This is a genomic window from Streptomyces melanogenes (genome assembly GCF_014649795.1).
Classification (GTDB): Bacteria; Actinomycetota; Actinomycetes; order Streptomycetales; family Streptomycetaceae; genus Streptomyces; species Streptomyces noboritoensis.
On sequence record NZ_BMTS01000007.1, the window covers coordinates 143,858 to 158,612 of the forward strand.

The 14,755-nt window shown below is 71.2% G+C and carries 9 protein-coding genes; all 9 read right to left on the bottom strand.

Annotation, left to right across the window (positions count from 1 at the left end; genetic code table 11):
- The 9 genes from IE252_RS17300 to IE252_RS17340 all read right to left on the bottom strand — a co-directional run bounded on the left by IE252_RS17300 (position 1) and on the right by IE252_RS17340 (position 14,629).
- Entirely contained in the window at positions 1–1,539 is a 1,539-nt protein-coding gene (locus IE252_RS17300) for a right-handed parallel beta-helix repeat-containing protein (RefSeq protein WP_190090318.1), read from the bottom strand.
- 9 nt (positions 1,540–1,548) lie between these two features.
- Entirely contained in the window at positions 1,549–3,507 is a 1,959-nt protein-coding gene (locus IE252_RS17305) for an alginate lyase family protein (protein ID WP_190090319.1), read from the bottom strand.
- Complete coding sequence (locus IE252_RS17310) at positions 3,507–5,675, bottom strand: bi-domain-containing oxidoreductase (RefSeq protein WP_190090320.1); 2,169 nt, start codon at positions 5,673–5,675, stop codon at positions 3,507–3,509. The genes IE252_RS17305 and IE252_RS17310 overlap by 1 nt, the downstream gene beginning before the upstream one ends.
- Before the next feature lie 18 nt (positions 5,676–5,693).
- Positions 5,694–7,628, bottom strand: coding sequence for an asparagine synthase (glutamine-hydrolyzing) (gene asnB, locus IE252_RS17315; protein WP_190090321.1), 1,935 nt, complete (start codon positions 7,626–7,628; stop codon positions 5,694–5,696).
- Between the two features lie 3 nt (positions 7,629–7,631).
- Positions 7,632–9,167 carry a Wzz/FepE/Etk N-terminal domain-containing protein gene (locus IE252_RS17320; protein ID WP_190090322.1) on the bottom strand — a complete coding sequence of 512 codons (1,536 nt, stop codon included), beginning with the start codon at positions 9,165–9,167 and terminating at the stop codon, positions 7,632–7,634.
- Positions 9,164–10,531 carry a Wzz/FepE/Etk N-terminal domain-containing protein gene (locus IE252_RS17325; RefSeq protein ID WP_190090323.1) on the bottom strand — a complete coding sequence of 456 codons (1,368 nt, stop codon included), beginning with the start codon at positions 10,529–10,531 and terminating at the stop codon, positions 9,164–9,166. Before IE252_RS17325 ends, IE252_RS17320 begins: the two co-directional genes overlap by 4 nt.
- Positions 10,521–11,771 (bottom strand): glycosyltransferase family 4 protein, encoded by a 1,251-nt coding sequence (locus tag IE252_RS17330; protein WP_190090324.1) that lies wholly within the window; start codon positions 11,769–11,771, stop codon positions 10,521–10,523. The genes IE252_RS17325 and IE252_RS17330 overlap by 11 nt, the downstream gene beginning before the upstream one ends.
- Positions 11,761–13,077: a nucleotide sugar dehydrogenase gene (locus IE252_RS17335; RefSeq protein WP_190090325.1), complete on the bottom strand. Its 1,317-nt coding sequence runs from the start codon at positions 13,075–13,077 to the stop codon at positions 11,761–11,763. Before IE252_RS17335 ends, IE252_RS17330 begins: the two co-directional genes overlap by 11 nt.
- A 73-nt stretch (positions 13,078–13,150) precedes the next feature.
- Positions 13,151–14,629: a sugar transferase gene (locus IE252_RS17340; RefSeq protein WP_190090326.1), complete on the bottom strand. Its 1,479-nt coding sequence runs from the start codon at positions 14,627–14,629 to the stop codon at positions 13,151–13,153.
- Between the last annotated feature and the right edge of the window lie 126 nt (positions 14,630–14,755).

Here is a 14,755-nt window from a genome sequence, read left to right on the forward strand (position 1 = left end):
TCAACCACCGGCCTGTGTGCCGAAGGTGCTGCCCGCGTCCTGGCGGTACGGCGGGCTCTGCCACTGCACGGAGTCGAGCTTGCGGTCCGGGTCGTCGGCGACGAAGGTCCACGGTCCGCGGTAGACGTTGTCGTGCCAGCGGTTCTGCTGTTTCAGCATGATCGCGTCGGCCACCAGCTTGCCCTTGTACGGCGACCAGTCCGGGTAGGTGCCGTAGTTGGACAGCACCGCCATGAGGCCGCACGCCACCGTGCACTTGACGACGGAGGTGTCCAGGACGAAGCGGTTGCCGTGGATGTCGACCCGCTGGGTCTTCCAGCGGCAGTCGGTGTAGAGCGGTGCGGTGGAGATCGACGGCTGGGCGCAGCGGTGGGTGTCCTTCACCAGCAAGGTGCAGTAGCCGGTGGAGGTGTTGGCCGGGCTGTTGCAGAACCGGTTGGCGTTCTCCCACAGGGTGATCCCGGACCAGTTGTTCTCCAGGACGTTCCGGTAGATCTCGATCTTGTCGGTGCGGGCCGGGACCCGTGGTTCGCCGCCCGCCTCCGACACGTAGATGGTCGCGTACGGGAAGGTGTCGCCGTCTGCGGCGTGCTTGCGGCCCTCGACCCAGTTGTTCCGCCGGATCGTGTTGTCGCGGATGACCGCGTTGTAGCTGGTCTCGTACATCAGCGCGGCACCGTCGTTGGCCTCCAGCAGGTTGTTCTCGATGCGGAAGTCGTTGTTGTTGTTGTCCGCCCACAACCCGGCTCCGCGGTTGTCGTGCACCCAGTTGCCGCGGATGTCGGCGCCGTTGACGGCCCAGAACTTGATGCCGCCGGTGCAGCCGCAGCCCGGTTCTTTCTTCTCCCAGTCGTCGGTGTTGTTGCCCACGATCTCGTTGCCCTCGACGACCAGGCCGGTGATGGTGTCGCCGGTCTTGTACGCGTTCATTCCGTACTGGCCGTTGTCGCGCAGGCAGCTGGCGCGGACCTGCTGGCGGGCACCGGCCATCAGCCCGGCGCCGGAGTTGTTCTGGATCGTCGTGTGCTCGATCTTCCACCCGTCGGCCATGTCGTGGTTGACGACGCCCTCGTCGTGCGGCGCGACGAAACCCTGCACGGTGAGGTAGCGGATGGTGACGTCGGGGGCGGTGCCGCTGAACGCGTAGTTGTTGGTCTTGCGGCCGTCGAGCACCGCGCCCGGCGCGCCGAGGTAGGTGTTGCCCTGCTTGGTCATGACTTGGGCGTATTGCTCCGGCAGGAGCTTGTGCGTGCCCGGCCGGAGCCAGAACGTGGTGCCCGCAGGGCTGCTCTTGCTCTTCGCCTCCAGGTCACCGACCACCGCGGGGTCGACCGCCACCGCTCCCGGCGGCGGCTGCGACGGCCCGGCGGCGGGTGTGGCACACACCTGGGCCGCGGTCGTGGCGGACGCCTCGGACGTGGCGGACGTACGGCCAGGCTTCGCCGGGGCGTCCGAGCTGCTCGTACAGCCGGCCGCCGCCAGCAGGACGAGCACCAGCGGTGCCGCCGCCGGCGCCCAGTGCCGCCTCTTGATCACCACGCGTGCCCCCTAGCCGCGGAACCTGAGCACGGTGGTGAACCCCTGTGCGCCGTCGGCGAAGCCGGTGCCGACCAGCGTGGTGGTGGGTTCCTTGCGCCCGAAGCCCGCCGAGTACCAGCCCAGCGGGGGGTTGGTCTCGCCGCGATGGGCCCGCCAGACCAGCTGTCCGGGCAGGTCGAGTTCGGCGGAGCGGTCCTCGCCGTCCCGGGTCCAGGTGAGCACGGCCCGGTTGTCCACCAGGTCCGCGGTGATCGCCGGGCCGAGGTGGAACGCCAGGCGCACCGCCCGGCGATCGCCGCGCACCTCGTCGACCACGCGCAGCTCCTTGGCCGCGGCGATCAGCTCCACCCGGCGGCGGTGCACGGACGGCTCGTAACCGTCGTGCTCGGCACACCACCGGACCGCACCCGCGTCGGAGGTGTCCGCGACCAGGACGCGGCTGCGGGCATGGCGGGTCCACAGGAACGGGCCGCCGGAGACGGACTGGTCACCGCCGTCCAGCTCCAGGGTGTTGTGGCCGAGGGTGGAGCGGAAGTACTGCCGCCACTCGGGCTGACCGTGGTAGCAGTACGTCCCCGGGTCGGCCAGCACGTCGACGCCGTCGTGCCGGACCTCCACGGACAGCGCGTCGGCGTGGGCGTGCGCGGCGATGGACAGGAAGCCGTGCGGACCGCCGTCGCAGCGGCACCAGATCTCTCCTGTCTCCTCCGGCGCGCGCAGGATGGTCATGCCCGCGTCGGCGAAGTGGGCCGGGCGGCTCGCAGGGCGGGTCACCGTCCCGTTCTTGGCGTACGGCCGGATGAGCGCGGCGAGCAGCGGGGTGCGCACATCGGTGCCGGTCACCTCCGGCCACCAGGCGAGCCGGCCGAACACGGCGTCCCCGGTGGCGAGCAGCGAGGCCCAGCGGTCGGTGCCCGCGCCGTCCACGACCAGACCGTGGCCGTCGTCCGCGTCGCCCTGGCGCGGTGGCCGCAGCCGGTTGTCCACGACGGCCGCGAGCGCGTCGGTCATCCGCAGCAGCACCAGCCGGACGGACGCGGGGACCGGCACGCCGGCGGCGTCCGCCTCGGCCACCGCGGCCAGACCGAGCTCAAGGACCAGCCCGTGGTACTCGGAGGCCAGCTCGCGGTTGAGGCCGGAGACGAAGGTGTTGCTCCGCAGGTGCCGCTCCAGCGACCGCAGCGCGTCGGCGCGCCAACTGGCCGAGGAGGGGAACCACCCGAACGCGCAGGCCGCGGCGAACTGCCCGGCGGCCTCGGCGATGACGTGGTTGTTCGCCGAGGACCCCCGGCTGGGGAAGGCGGCCAGCCAGCGCTGGTGGTGCCAGATCTGGTTGCGCGCCACCGGGTTGTCCTCGAACAGGTCGGCCGCGCCCGGCCAGCCGTCGAGCAGCCGACGGATCCACACCCAGGACAGCAGCCGGATGCCCAGCTCGATGCCGCTGATCCAGTGCACGCCGCGCAGCGGCGGGTTGGCCGTCCACCACGAGCGCAGGTGCTGGGCCACGCGCTCGGCGTACCGCTCGTTCCCGGTGAGCGCGTAGGCGGCGGCGAGCACGGTGAGGTACTGGTGCCGGGACGGCTCCCAGATCTGCTTGATGTCCCCGACCGCGTCCTCGTCGCGGTACGGCACGTCGAAGGCGTAGCCCCACGGCGCCCGGCGCCCGGTCTTCGGGTCGCACCACCAGTCCGGGTCGGCGAGGTCGTGGCGGGCCACCCCGAAGAACTCGGCGTGGCCTTCCATCAGCCGGTCCGCCTCGGCGACGAGACGCTTCGCGGCGTCCGGTGGCACCGCGGCGATCGCCTGGCCGGGCAGTACGGCGGTGAACCGGGCGCCGGTCACGCGCGGGCAGTCGGGCCGCGCCGACCGCCAGCGCCGCCTGCGCACCGCGTCGCCGACCCGGCCGCCGACCTCGCTCGGCCCCATCCGGGACAGCCGCCGCAGGTACCAGCCCGCGTTCATGGTCATCACGCCCTCGCCAGCGTCACCGGCACGCCGCCGGCCAGGCTGGCCTGCACGGCGAGGGTGGCCGCCGTGGTGGCGACCAGCGACTCCAGCGGCACCGGCATCGGCCCGCCGGTCCGTACGGCCTTGATGAACGAGGCCAGTTCGGCGTTCTGGCCCTTGTCCCGGGCCTTGGGCAGCCGCGAACTGACCCACTTCTTCTGGCCGTACACCGACGCGCGGACGAAGTCGTCGAGCCGTAGCACCTTGCCGTCCGCGACGAGGTCCAGCGTCTCCTTGGGGAAGCCGGACGCACCTGTGGTGACGTAGCTGAGGGTGGCGGTGGAGGCGTCCAGGTAGCGCAGCACGACCTGCAGGTCCTCGTTGCCGGACGAGGCGACCGCGTACACCGAGACCGGGTCGGCATCGAGCAGCCAGCTCGCCGTGTCGATGAAGTGTCCGCCCTCGCCCGCGAACCGCGAGCCCTCGGTGCCCTGTTGGAGGTACCAGCTGCCGTGCTGGAGCCGGCCCGCGTTGACGAGGTAGCGCAGGCTCGCCGGACCGGTCCGGGCGCCGAACCGCTTCCTGGCCTCCTGGAGCAGCGGCGCGAACCGGCGGTTGAAGCCCACCTGGAGCCGGTCGTTGCCGGACTCCTCCACTGCCGCGAGCACCCCGGCCAGCTCGTCCTCGGTGAGGGCCAGCGGCTTCTCCACGAACACCGACTTGCCGGCCAGGAGTGCCTTCCGGGTCAGTTCGGCGTGCGAGCTGTGCCGGGTGACCACGAACACCGCGTCGATGGACTTGTCGCCGAGCACGGCGTCGAGATCGGTGGTCGCCTCGGCGAAGCCGAACTTCCGCTTGGCGTTGGCCGCGGACAGCGCCGTCGTGGTGACGACGGTCGACAGCTCGACGCCGTCGCGCCCGGTCAGATGCGGCAGCAGCATCGACGTCGCGTAGTTGCCCGCGCCGACGAACGCGAGCCGCACCGGTGTCCTGACGGCCCGGGCCGGATTCCGCTTCACGTTCACCGGGGGCACGGCCACCTCAGGAGCCTCGGCCTCCACCGCCTGTTCGGGGTACCGGAACAGCACGGCCACGGCCTTCAGGTCACCGTCCTTGAGGCGCTGGTACGTCTCGACGGCGTCGTCGAAGGCGGCGACGTGGGAGACCAAGGGCTCCACGTCGACGCGGCCGCGGGCCAGGAGGTCGAGGAAGCAGGCCAGGTTGCGGCGCTCGGTCCAGCGCACATAGCCGATCGGGTAGTCCCGCCCGTCCAGCTCGTACTCCGGGTCGTAGCGCCCGGGGCCGTAGCTGCGCGAGAAGCGGACGTCGAGCTCCTTCTCGTAGTACGCGTTCCACGGCAGGTCCAGACGGCACTTGCCGATATCGACGACCCGGCCCCGGTCCCGGCTCAGCCGGGCGGCCAGCTCGACGGGCTGGTTGGTGCCGCCGCCGGCCGCCAGGTACACCTGGTCCACACCGTGCCCGCCGGTGAGCTCGGCGACCGCGGATTCCACGGCCGGGGAGGCGGGATCGCCGCAGGCCGCGGCGCCCAGCCGCTCGGCGAGCTCGCAGCGCGCCGGGTCGGGGTCGGCCCCGACGACCCGCACTCCCGAGGCGGTGAGCAGTTGTGCCACCAGCTGTCCGATCAGCCCGAGGCCGATGACCAGGGCCACCTCGCCGAGCTGCGGTTCGCCCTGGCGGACGCCCTGCATCGCGATCGACCCGACGGTGCCGAAGGCCGCGTGCCGGGGCGCGAGGCCGTCCGGCAGCGGGGTGTAGAGGTTCTTCGGCACCCAGTTCAACTCGGCGTGCAAAGCATGCTCGTTGCCCGCGCAGGCCACGAGGTCGCCGACCTTCACATCCTCGATCCCGGCGCCGACCTGCTCCACCACCCCGCACAGCGAGTAGCCGAGCGGTGTGTAGGAGTCGAGCTTGCCCATCACCTTGCGATACGTGGCGGGCACGCCGTTGGTGGCCACGCTCTGCATGACCTTGGCCACCTGGTCCGGGCGGGAGCGGGCCTTGCCCAGCATCGACATGCCGGCCTCGGACACCTTCATGAGCTCGGTCCCGGTGGAAATGAGCGAGTAGGCGGTGCGGACGAGCACACCGCCCGGCTTGCACCCCGGTACGGGCACGTCGAGCACCGCCAGCTCGCCGCTCTTGTAGTTCTGAACAACCTGCTTCACCCGAACTCCTCTGAATTCCTAAGCCGTTAACCGAGTGCTCTGGCCGGACCCAGAGGCCGCATCGCGATACCAGTACTCGAGGGTCAGCACATGCCACAGATGCTTGGAGAAGTCCCGCTGCCCGGCGGCGTCCTCGGCGACCATGCGCGCCAGCGCGTCGCGGCGCAGGAACCCGGAGCTGACGAGCACCCCGTCGTTGACCACCTCGCGCACCAGCGGCGCCAGATCCCGGCTCATCCAGGCCCGCAGCGGTGCGCTGAACAGGCCCTTGGGCCGGTAGACGATCTCCCGGGGCAGGATCGAGGTGGCCGCCTCCTTGAGGACGGCCTTGCCCTGCCGCCCGACGATCTTGCGGTCGCCGGGCACCGCGAACGCCGCCTTGACCACCTCGACGTCCACGTACGGCACCCGCACCTCGGTCGAGGCGGCCATGCTGGAGCGGTCCGTGTAGGCGAGGTTCAGGCCCGGCAGGAACATCCGGGCGTCGCCCAGGCACATGCGGTTGACGAAGTCGTCGAGCTCGTTGTCCTCGTAGATGTCCGCGTGCTCGGTCAGTACGTCGTCGACCGTCCCGGCCAGGTCCGGGTTGACCAGGGCGAGCAGCTCGTCCTGGTCGTACATGGTGTAGCTGCGCCGGAACGCGGTCTCCTCCGGCAGATCGGCGAAGGAGAGGAACCGCTTGGCGAACCGCACCGACCGGTACCCCCGGCGGGCCGTGGCGACCGGCAGCCGGTCCACGGCCCTGGACAGGCCGCGCCGCAGGGGCCGCGGGACGCGCTGGTAGCGCAGCGCGATCAGGTTGGCCAGGTGCTTGCGGTAACCGGCGAACAGCTCGTCGGCGCCCATCCCCGAGAGCATCACCTTGACCCCGGCCTCCCGGGCGGCCTGGCAGATCAGGTACGTGTTGATGGCGGCGGGGTCGCCGATCGGCTCGTCCAGGTGATACGTCATCTGCGGCAGCAGGTCGAGCACGTTCGGCGCGATCTCGATCTCGTGCAGGTCGACGCCGAACCGCTCGGCCACCTGCCGGGCATAGCGCAGGTCGTCCGGCATCGCCTCGAACTTGGCGTCCTCGGCGCGGAACCCGATCGTATAGGCGGAGATCCCCGGCCGGTCGCGGGCCGCGAGCGCGGTCAGATAGCTGGAGTCGAGCCCGCCGGAGAGGAAGGTCGCCACGGGGACGTCGGAGAGCAGGTGGCGCCGGGTCGACTCCTCGACGATGGCGGCGACGTCCGGCCGCTCGCCGCTGCGGGCCCGCTCCTGGCCCTCGGCGGCGACGTCCTTCAGGTTCCAGAACCCGCCGCGCTCCACCCGGCCGTCGGGCCGGCATCGCAGCCAGCTTCCCGGTGGCAGCTTCTCCGCCTCGCGGAACGCGCAGCGCGAGTCCGGCACCCAGTAGTACAGCAGCGAGGCCACCAGCGCCGCATGGTCCACCTCAAGGGATCCGCCGGTGGCGGCGGCGAGCGCCTTGAGCTCGGAGGCGAACACCAGGCCCGCACCGCGCCGGAGCAGGAACAGCGGTTTGATGCCCAACTGGTCGCGGGCGAGCACCAGTTCACCGGTGCGCTCGTCGAAGATCCCGAGCGCGAACATGCCGCGCAGCTTGGGCAGGCAGTCCGTGCCCCAGCGCCGCCAGGCCTCAAGAAGCACCTCGGTGTCGGAGGTACCGCGAAAGCGCACCCCGGCGGCTTCCAGTTCGGCACGCAGTTCGGGGGCGTTGTACAGCTCGCCGTTGTACGTCAGGGACAGGCCGTCAGAGACCATCGGCTGGGCGCCGGTCTCGGACAGGTCGATGATGGCCAGTCGGCGGTGTCCGAGGTGGACCTCGCCGTCACCGGCGCGATGGCTGTACCGGCCCGCCCCGTCCGGTCCGCGGTGGGCGAGGGTGTCGGTGAGCCGGTCGGTGACGGCCTTCCCGTCCGGCCATTGGTAGGTGCCTGCTATGCCACACATGCTCTAGTGCGCCTCCTGGCCGCTGTCCGGGACCCGGGTGGCCCACATCTGCAGTCGCTCCGACCACCGCTGGCCCGTCCCGTTCTGCTTCTGCCGGGACAGCCGCTCGGTGTGGCCGCGCAGCGCGGTGTGCAGCCCGTCCCAGAGCGTGCCGTCGGTGCGGTCACGCGGATCGGGGTCGATCAGCACCACGCCGATCACCGGGATGTTCAGGTCCGCTAGCTGCCGCGCCACGGTGTGCAGCCAGGCGGCGCTGCCGTGCCCGGCGCGCACGACGAGCACGGTCTGGTCACCGAGGTACTGGAGGTCGGTCCACGCCGTGCCGGGCGCGACCGAGCCGACGCCGAAGCGGCGCTGCGTGGGCGCGATCTCGGCGGCGTCCTTGCCGCTGACCACGGTCGGGCCGTCCGGCTTGTTGCCGTGATCGGCCAGCTGCGGGCCGGGCAGACCGTCGATGATCACCACGGGCCCGTCCGGTGCCAGTGCCTCGGCGAGGTCCAGGGCGATCACGCTCGTGCTGCGCGCGCAGCCCAGTTCCAGCAGCGACACCGGTTCCGTGGAGCCGCGTACGGTACGGGCCAGGCTCGTGGTGAGCCGTTCGCGCGCCGCCCGGGTCCGTTTGCGCTGCCACGGGCGGCGCGGGCGCAAGGCCGTGCGGCGCAGCTCCGCGATGACCGAGGCGCCCAGGTTCGCCGCGATGTCCCGGCGCAGCACGGGGCGGTCCGCGACCACCGCGGTGACCGCGGAGATCGCCAGCCCGACGACGAGCCCGAGGACGAGCCCGATCAAGGCGTTGGTGGCGGCGGCCTTGGGCACGGAGTGCGGCACCGCGCGCGGGGCGTCCACGATCTGCGTACCGGAGATGACCTTGGGCGCCCCGGTGCGCGCCTCCGCGGCGCGCTGGTCGAAGTCGGAGATGCGCGAGGTGAGTTCGGCCCGGCGGGCGAAGAGCGACTCGCTGTTCGCCGACGCCTTCGGGTCGCTGGTCGGGGGGCGGTTCCCGATCGACTTGTTGACCTGGGCGAGCTCGTCCTTCATCCGGTCGCGCTGGTCGAGCAGGGCCTTGGCCTCGGCCTTCGCGGTCTCCTGCATCCGCTGCACGTGGTCCGCGATGAACGCGTCGGCCAGCGCCTTGGCCCGGGCCACGGCCTCCGTGTCGCTGGCGCCCTTCACCTCGATCTGCATCAGGTTGTTGGTCACGCCGGTGCCCCGGTAGTCCGCGATGAAGTCTTCCGGCTTGTCATGGGACTTGAGGGACTGCAGGGCCTTGGCGGCGATCCGCGTGGTCCCCAGGAGCTGGACGTCGGTACGGATCAGTGTTCCGGAGTCGTTGGGCTGGTCCTCCTGATGCGCGACCAGCAGCTTGGTCACCGCGGTCGGGGGCGGCACCATCACGACCGACATCGCCGCGCCGATCAGCAGCCCGAGCAGCGCCAGGGTGGCCCAGAGGCGGCGGCGCCTGCGCACCGCCACCACCAGCGGCTGCAGGTCGATCAGCGGAGCGGCGGCCGACGGCTCCGAAGTCTTGCTGGTCGTCACGCGGAACCCCCCGAGGAATGGCCGTGCACCGCGGGCTCCGGAGCGGCGTCGTCCGGAGACGGAGCGGTGGTTCGCGTCGTCCGGGTCCGGACGGTGACGGCGACGACGGTGCCGACGACCTCGTGCCCCGCGTCCGCGCACGCCTCGGCGATGCCGGCGAGCTCGTCCGCGGTCCAGCTGCCCGCGCTGAGCACGACCAGGGCACCGGATTCGGTGTCGCGGTCCGGCACCAGGGGCTGCGCCACCTCGACGCCCACCACCCGCAGCAGCGGACCGTGCTCGGCCTCGGCGACGAGCTGTTCGGCCGCCAGCCGGGCGGTTGCGTCGCCGTGCGGTACGACGACCAGCAGCCGCCGGGGAGCAGGCAACTGGTCCCGCAGACGGGCGCACACCCGCCGGTAGCGGGTCCGTCTGCTGTCCTCGTCGCCGGACATCTGCGGGACCGGTACGTCCCACCGGGTGTCGAGGCCGAGGAGCCGGCGGACCACGGCCCGCGGGCCGCGCTCTTCCGCCCGGTGCGCGGGCCGTTCGCCGGGTACGTCGACGGTGCCGAGGAGGGTTGCGCCCAGGGCCGCGGTGATGTCCGGTTCGGTGCGCAGCCGGCGGTTCATCCGCGCGGCGGTGAGGTGGCCGATGACCGCGAGCAGGAAGGCCAGCAGTGCCCCGCCGGCGATGAGCTGCGTCCTCGTCGGCGGTGCCTCGCTGGTCGGCCGGGGCGCGGGCCCCATGACGACCATGCCGGCCTTGGTGGCCGTCGGGTTGGCCTCGTCGAGTTTCTTCATGGCGTCCTGCAGCGCGGTGCGCATCTTCTCCAGTTCGGTGCGGGCCTGCACGCTCTCCACGGTCTTGCCCGGGTCGGCCGCGTTGGACAGGTCGGTGATGCGGCGGCTGGCCTCCGCGACCTTCTGCCGCAGTGCCTCGGAGTTGGTGGCGGCGTCGGTGTCGGCGTTGCTGCCCGAGATCCGCGCGGCGAACGTGACGAACTCCTTGGCCAGCTGGTCGGAGAGCCGCTGGGCGCGCTCCGGGGTGTCGGCCGTGCCGGAGATCTTGATGATGTTTCCGTCGGCGGCCTTGGCGCTCACCCGACCCCGCAGGTCGTTGCCCTTGACGCCCTTCCAGCCGAGCGCGGCGGCCGTGCGGTCGACCACCGCCGAACTCGTCGCGATCTGTGCCTGGGTGAGCAGCTCGCGCTCCTCCCACTGCCCGGGCAGCAGGACCGGTGCCGACGCCGTGTAACTGGGCGGATTGAGCATGGAGGTGCCGTAGCCCAGGAGCGCGCCCACCACGGTGAGGAGGGTGAGGAGCCGCCAGCGCCGACGGAGAATCCGCCCGATGGTGACCAGGCGTATCGTGTCATCGCTCAATGGTGCGGCCTCCTACCTGTGCGCAGGCAGCGGCGTAGGCGGCGAGCAGCGATTCCTGGGAGTTGCGCCAGGAAAGCTGCCCGCTGATCCGCTCCTGGCCGATCTTGCCCATCCGGGCCCGTCTCTCCGGATCGTCCAGGAGCAGCGCGATGAGCTTGGCGAATTCGGCCTCGTCGTTGGCCGGTGCGTATACGGCGGCGTCCCCTGCGGAGACGCGCGCCTCCCGGAGGTCGAACGAGACGATCGGCCGGCCCATCGCCATGTACTCCAGGACCTTGTTCATGGTCGACACGTCGTTGAGCGGGTTGCGCGGGTCGGGGGAGAGGCACACGTCCGCGGTGGAGAGGTAGCGCACCAGATCGGCGTCCGGAATACGCCCGGTGAACTGCACCTGGTCGGAGAGGCCCAGTTGCCGGGACAGCTCCACCATCGCGTCGTAGGCGTCGCCCGCGCCGACGAACACCGCGTGCCAGTCGTCCCGCCCGAACTCGTCGCGCAGCTTGGCGAGAGAGCGCAAGGCGTAGTCGACGCCGTCCTGCGGGCCCATGACGCCGAGGTAGCACAGCAGATGGGGCTTGCCGCGCTTCAACTCCGGTTCGGGCGGCACCGGTTGGAACCGGTCGACCTGGGGTGCGCTGCGCACCACGAAGACGTCTTCCGGCCGTATACCACCACGGCGTATCGCGACGTTGCGGTAGCTCTCGTTCGTGGCGAGCACGACGTCCGCGGCCCGGTAGGTCCGCCGTTCCAGCGCGCACACGGCGCGGTAGAGCAGGTCCTCGCCGCGGTCGAACCGGGAGAGGTACAGCTCGGGCACCAGGTCGTGCTGGTCGAAGACGAACCGCGCGCCACGCCGCCTGAGCCACCGCGCCGCCAGGAACAGCAGGTCGGGCGGGTTGCAGGCGTGGACCACGTGGACCGGGCCGACCTTGCGGGCCAGCCGGGCCGTGTGCCACAGCGCCGATCCGTACTCCCGAAGGTACCCGGCCGGACCTCCGGTGGCCGCGCGCAGCGGGTAGCGGTGGATCCGCACCTCGTCGATCTCCGCCTCCGCCTCCGTGTCCCGCTTCTCCCCCCGGGGGCAGATGACGTGCACGTCCCAGCCCGCGTCGCGCAGCGTCGTGCACTCCTGCCACACCCGCCGGTCGAACGGCACCGACAGGTTCTCCACCAGGATCAGCGCGCGCCGGCCCGGCCGCGCGCCGGCGGTGGTGTCTTCGGACGATGTGTTACCAAGCAAGGCCCACGTACCCAGGTTCGGTCCGGCGCGCATCGGCGTCGGGAAGGTGGATGAGGTCGATCAGCACCGGGCCGTCGCCATGGGGCAGCGCCGACAGGACGGCCGGATCCCTGGTCCCGACCAGGCACACCTCGGCGTGTTCGAGGACCTCGTCGACGGAGTCCGCGAGCAGCTGCGCGAGGTGCGGCAGCCGGGACTCGATGTACTCGCGGTTCGCGCCGATCAGCCGGGAGAGGCTCACGTTGGCGTCGTAGATCCGCAGGTCGTATCCCTTGCCGAAGAGCCGCTCCGCCAGCTCGACGAGCGGGCTCTCGCGCAGGTCGTCGGTGCCGGGTTTGAAGGACAGACCGAACAGGCCCACCCGGCGTCTGCCGGTGCGCTCGACCAGGTCCACCGCGCGCTGCAGATGGTCGGAGTTGGAGGGCAGCACGTGGGAGAGGATGGGCACCGAGACGTCGGCCCGCTGCGCCGCGTGGACCAGGCTGCGCAGGTCCTTGGGCAGGCAGGAGCCTCCGAAGGCGAAGCCGGGCCGCAGATAGGCGGGGCTGATGTTCAGCTTGCGGTCGGCCAGGAACACGTCGATCACCTGGTGCGAGTCCACCCCGAGCGCCTGGCACACCGCACCCAGCTCGTTGGCGAAGCCGATCTTGAGGCCGTGGAACGCGTTGTCCGCGTACTTGATCGCCTCGGCCGTCGGGACCGGCACCCGGAACACCTCGCCGGGCAGGCCGTCGTACAGCGCCGCCACCGCTTCGCCGCTGGCTCGGTCGAGTTCGCCGATGACGGTCTTGGGCGGGTCGAAGAAGTCCCGCACGCTCGTGCCCTCGCGCAGGAACTCCGGGTTGACCGCGACCCCGATGTCCACCCCGGCCGTGCCGCCGACGTACTTCTCCAGGATCGGGACCAGCAGGTTCAGACAGGTGCCCGGGAGCATGGTGCTGCGGAACACGACGGTGTGCCGCCCGCCCCGCTCGGCCAGTGCGGCGCCGATCTGCTCGGTGACCCGCTCCAAGTACGTGGTGCACAGGCTGCCGTTGGGCTCCGACGGTGTGCCCACGCAGATCAGCGACACTTCGCTGCCCATGATCGCCTCGCGGACGTCGCCGGTGGCGCGCAGCGCACCGCTGCGTACGACCTCGGCGGTGAGCTCGCCGATCCGCTCCTCGACCACCGGGGCCTTGCCGTCGTTGACCAGGTCGACCTTCACCTGGCTGACGTCCACCCCGATGACCTCGTGCCCCAAGCTGGCCAGGCACGCGGCCGACACGCAGCCCACGTAGCCGAGCCCGAAAACGCTGACCCTCATGACCCGTTCCTCCCCCCGCGCAGACCCTTGCGGCCTGCGGTCCCTGCGTCGGCCGGACAGTGGTTCCCGCGCATCAGTAGGCCCCCTGTCCGTAGAGCACCGCACGCAGCGTCTTCCACAAGATGACGGTGTCCAGGGCGAGCGACCAGTCCTCGACGTACCGCAGGTCGAGGCGGACCGCCTCCTCCCACGGCAGGTCGCTGCGTCCGCTGATCTGCCACAGGCCGGTGAGCCCGGGCTTGACGAGGAGACGCCGCCGGATGTCCGGGCCGTACGCGGCGGACTCCTCCGGCAGCGGAGGCCGTGGGCCGACGAGCGACATGGATCCGGTGAGCACGTTGAACAGCTGTGGGAGTTCGTCGATCGAGTACCGGCGCAGCACCGCTCCCACCCGGGTCACCCGCGGGTCCCGGCGGAGTTTGAACAGCAGGCCCGCGCCTTCGTTGCGGTCGGCCAGCTCGGCACGTGCCTCGTCGGCCCGGGCGACCATGGTGCGGAACTTGAGAATGGTGAACTCGCGGCCGTCCTTGCCGACCCTGCGCTGGCGGTAGAACGCCCCACCCCGGCTGTCCACCAGCACGACCAGAGCCACGAACACCATCAGTGGTGCGAACAGCAGCAGCAGGAGGGCAGCGCCGAGCCGGTCGACGACTCCCTTGACCGCTCGGCGGCCTCCGGTGAAGGTCGGCATGCTGACCCGCAGCAGCGGTATCCCGAGCACCGCGTCGACGTGCAGTCGCGGGCCGGCCACCTCCATCAGTACGGGGGCCACGACCATCTCGGCGTCGCTGCCTTCGAGGTTCCAGGCCAGCCGCTGCAGCCGGTCCGGTGACCAGTGCGGGTCCGGTGTGACGGCGACGACGCGGTAGCCGTCGTGGCGGACGTGCTTGGCGACGTCTCCCAGTTGACCGACGACCGGCACTCCGTCCAGCTGGTCGGTGTCGAGCCCGCGACCGTCGGTCGTGCACACCGCGTCTATGCGCCAGCCGAGGTGCGGGAACTTGCGGGTGCGGGTGATCAGGTCGCGTACGGTGTCCGGGCTGCCGGCGGCGAGCACCGGTCGCAGGCACCGTCCGTCTTTGCGCTGCTTGTGCAGCCAGAGGCGCAGCAGATAGCGCGTGGTCATGGTGACGAGTGCGATCGCGGGGATCGCGACGAAGATCCAGAGCTTGATGTTGCGCGAGGCGAGGGCGATCCCGCCGAGCGACAGGACGACGGCCGCCGTGCACAGTGAGCGCCCGAGTCTGCGGAATTCCTCGGCGCCCTGGCCGAGTACGGCCGGAGCCCATGCCCGGCTCACCGCGAGCGCCCCCAGGACCAGCAACTCGGTGCCGAAGGCGAGAATTCTCCACTTCTCGTGCCAGTTGGCCGCGTCGCGGGCTCCGAAGAAGATACCGATCCCCGCCACCACGAAAGCGGTTGCCAGGGTGTCGCTGGTGATCACAGCGCGGCGGTACCGCTGTTCCCAGTCGATCTCGGTTTGGCTGATTGTCCCGTTCTCCAGGCGTCTTCGCGCCGGTGGATACGGGCTGACTAATCCCTCCTGGCGCACAGGCCCCCCCAGGTCACCAGTGGTTCGACGGGTTCGTCAAACACTGTTCCTCCCCCTCGGAAGGCAGCCCCCCGCCTCCCGCGCATCACATCCCGGCTATTCCAAGTGCTATGCGAACAACCCACC

Coding starts and splice junctions, on each gene's coding strand:
- IE252_RS17305 (WP_190090319.1), bottom strand. CDS start 3,507: ATGACCATGAACGCGGGCTGGTACCTGCGGCGGCTGTCCCGGATGGGG.
- asnB (WP_190090321.1), bottom strand. CDS start 7,628: ATGTGTGGCATAGCAGGCACCTACCAATGGCCGGACGGGAAGGCCGTC.
- IE252_RS17335 (WP_190090325.1), bottom strand. CDS start 13,077: ATGAGGGTCAGCGTTTTCGGGCTCGGCTACGTGGGCTGCGTGTCGGCC.